Annotated in this window: 3 protein-coding genes; all 3 read left to right on the forward strand. The window is 59.8% G+C overall.

Going from position 1 to position 3,428, the window contains the following annotated elements; all coding sequences use genetic code 11:
• A partial coding sequence (locus tag OHD58_RS30250) for a HupE/UreJ family protein (RefSeq protein ID WP_263807280.1) occupies positions 1-585 on the forward strand: 585 nt, incomplete at its 5' end.
• Between the two features lie 66 nt (positions 586-651).
• On the forward strand, positions 652-2,631 hold the full coding sequence (locus OHD58_RS30255) for a DUF3604 domain-containing protein (protein ID WP_412177325.1): 1,980 nt from the start codon (positions 652-654) through the stop codon (positions 2,629-2,631).
• 99 nt (positions 2,632-2,730) lie between these two features.
• Positions 2,731-3,428: alpha/beta hydrolase (locus OHD58_RS30260; protein ID WP_412177326.1), on the forward strand; the 698-nt coding region annotated here is incomplete at its 3' end.

Below are 3,428 nucleotides of genomic sequence, written 5' to 3' on the forward strand. Positions count from 1 at the left end.
TGGACCGTGGCGCGGACCTATATCGTCAGCGGCATTGAGCATATCCTTTTCGGCTTCGACCATCTGCTGTTCGTCGCCTCCCTGATGCTGATCGTCCGGGACTGGCGCATGCTGGTGAAAACGGTCACGGCGTTCACGGTAGCGCATTCGATAACGCTCACTTTCGCAACGCTCGGCTGGGCGACGCTTCCCTCCGCACCCGTCGAAGTGATGATTGCGTTCAGCATCGTGCTTGTCGGGGCGGAAATTATCCGGATGGAACGCGGCGAAACCAGCCTGACCATCACCTGGCCGTGGATCGTGGCTTTCGTGTTCGGGCTCTTGCACGGCTTCGGTTTCGCGGGCGTGCTGGTCGAGTTTGGTCTGCCGCGCGGCGACATTCCACTTGCGCTGTTCTCGTTCAATGTGGGCGTCGAACTCGGACAGCTGATGTTCATCGCGGCAATTCTGGCAATCGTCGCTGTGGCAAAACGGTTGTTCACCATCCCACGGCAAGCCGTCATCGCGTGTGCGTATGGGATCGGAATGGTGGCGGCGTTCTGGGGCGTCGAACGGCTCGATGCGATGCTGCGGGCGGTGGGATGACAGATGCTCGATCCGATAAATCACAAAGCATGCGCGGAACGTGATACGGCCGCGAAACGGGAGGAAATGATCATGACCGGCAAAGACTACACCCTGAAAACTGCACTCTTGCGCAGCGCCGCGGCTGTCGGATTGTTGGCGGCGCTATCCCTGCCATCACTGGCACAGGAAACCGTTCACACGGACATCGGCGATTTCGACAAGGCCACCGGCGCGAAGGTTTACCCTACCAAACGCCCCTATTCGCCTTGGGCGGGCCGGAGCTTCCCGGTGCGGCCACTGTTTGGGGACACGCATCTCCATACAGTGTTGTCCTTCGATGCCGGCGCGTTCGGCGCACGTCTCGGACCGCGCGAGGCCTACCGATTTGCCAAGGGAGAAGAGATTGCTTCCTCAACGGGCCAGCCGGTGAAGCTGTCGCGCCCACTGGATTTCCTTGTGGTGACGGATCACTCGGACAATATGGGCTTCTTCGGCGATTTCCTGGCTGGAAAGCCTGAAATACTGCAGAACACGCTGGCCCGCAAATGGTACAATATGATGCAATCGGGGCAAGGCGCAGAGGCCGGCTTCGACATCGTCACTACCTTTGCGCAGGGCAAGTTTCCACCAGAACTCCTGTACCAGCCTGGGACGCTGGCCTACCGCTCTACATGGCAGAGCATCATCGCTGCGGCAGAAGAGGCGAACGATCCTGGCCGCTTCACGGCCGTCATCGGCTATGAGTGGACGTCGCTCGACAAAGGCAACAACCTGCACCGCAACGTGATCTATCGCGACGGAAGCGAGAAAGCAGGTTTGATGGAGCCCTATACCACCCAGCCTCCGCTCGGCAGCAACAATCCGCGTGATCTTTGGAGATGGCTGCACAACTACGAGGACAAGACCGGCGGCGACGTTCTTGCCATCGCCCACAACGGAAATCTCAGCAACGGCACGATGTTCCCGATCATAGAATCCTTCACAGGCAAGGAGATTGATCGCGAATACGCAGAGCAGCGCGCACGTTGGGAGGTGCTCTACGAGACGACGCAGATGAAGGGTGACGGCGAGAGCCATCCAACGCTATCACCCAACGACGAGTTCGCGAACTTCGAGACGTGGGACAAGGGTAACCTCGACCTCAGCGAGGCCAAGAAGCCGGAAATGCTGGAGTTCGAGTACACGCGCTCGGCGCTCAAGAACGGCCTTAAGCTGGAAGCCAAGCTTGGCGTCAATCCTTATAAGTTCGGGCTGGTTGGCTCGACTGACTCCCATACCGGTTTAACCACTGCCGATGACGACAACTTCTTCGGTAAGGTGTCCTCTGGGGAACCTAGCCCGGAACGCACAGCCCACCCGTTCGCGACGAACGCCAAGCTTGGCTTGAAGATCATGGGTTGGGAAACGACGGCGTCGGGCTATGCCGCTGTGTGGGCACAGGAAAACACACGCGCGTCGATCTTCGACGCCATGCAACGCCGCGAAACCTATGCCACCACGGGGCCGCGCATGCTGGTCCGCTTCTTTGGTGGCTTCGACTTCACGGCCGAAGACGCCAATTCGAGAAGTCCAGCCCTTGCCGGCTACAGCAAAGGTGTGCCGATGGGGGGCGACCTTGGTCACGCGCCCGACGGGAAGGTGCCGACTTTCCTGGTCGCAGCACTCAAGGATCCCATCGGCGCTAATCTCGATCGCTACCAGATCGTGAAGGGCTGGCTCGACGCGACCGGCGAGGTGCATGAGAAGATCTATGACGTCGCCTGGTCCGGCGACCGCACGCCCGCTGCCGACGGCAAGGTGCCGCCGGTTGGCAATACGGTCGACACACCCAACGCCACCTGGACCAATACGATCGGTGCGCCCGAACTGATCGCGGTATGGAAGGATCCCGACTTCGATCCGGCCCTGCGCGCCTTCTACTACGGACGCGTCATCGAGATACCGACGCCGCGCTGGACCGCCTATGATGCGAAGTATTTTGGGCTCACCCTGCCGCCGGAAATACCGATGACGACGCAGGAGCGAGGCTACACGTCGCCAATCTGGTACACGCCGGCAACATAAGGTGAGAACGTCCAGCCGATCGGCTGTCGCAACCGAAGTCTATTTGCGCAAAAAGGAACAACAGTGAGCACCAAGGACCGCCTAGCGCGCGCGACGTCGTTGTCCTTAACCGGACGGATTCACGGCGTTCTGTTAGTCACGATCCTGTCCGCTTTCCTGTCGGGGTGTGCCGGTCGTCCGAAGGATGTTCTCCTGCCAGTCGCCGACACCGCTCCATCCTCCAGCAGGGTAGAAATGCTGGTTGCAACGACCCGCGGCCGCTCGGCCAATCCAGGTGAGATGTTTACAGGAGAACGTGGACTGGCTCCGGCATTTGCGGACATGACGGTGTCAATTCCACCCAGCGATGTCCGCAAGGTCGGTGAGGTCGCCTGGCCAAAGAAACTTCCCCCCAATCCGGCTACCGATTTCGCGGTCCTCAAAAGCGCGGACCTCACCGCGGAGGCAGCGAAGGGCTGGCTTACCGCTTCAGTCAGGAAGAGCCCCGATCGCAGCGTTCTTGTCTTTATCCACGGTTTCAACAACCGGTTCGAGGACTCGGTCTTTCGGTTTGCGCAAATTGCCAACGATGCTGGAACCGACAGCGTTCCCATCCTGGTCACATGGCCTTCGCGTGGCAGCACCTTTGCCTATGGATATGACCGGGAAAGCACCAACTACACGCGAAATGCACTGGAGACGCTGTTTCAATATCTGGGGCGCGATCCAGAGATAGAGGAAGTTTCCATCCTCGCCCATTCGATGGGGAACTGGCTGGCGCTGGAGGCGCTTCGCCAGATGGCCATCCGCAATGGCGG

Source organism: Mesorhizobium sp. ZC-5 (assembly GCF_025753855.1).
Classification (GTDB): domain Bacteria; phylum Pseudomonadota; class Alphaproteobacteria; order Rhizobiales; family Rhizobiaceae; genus Neomesorhizobium.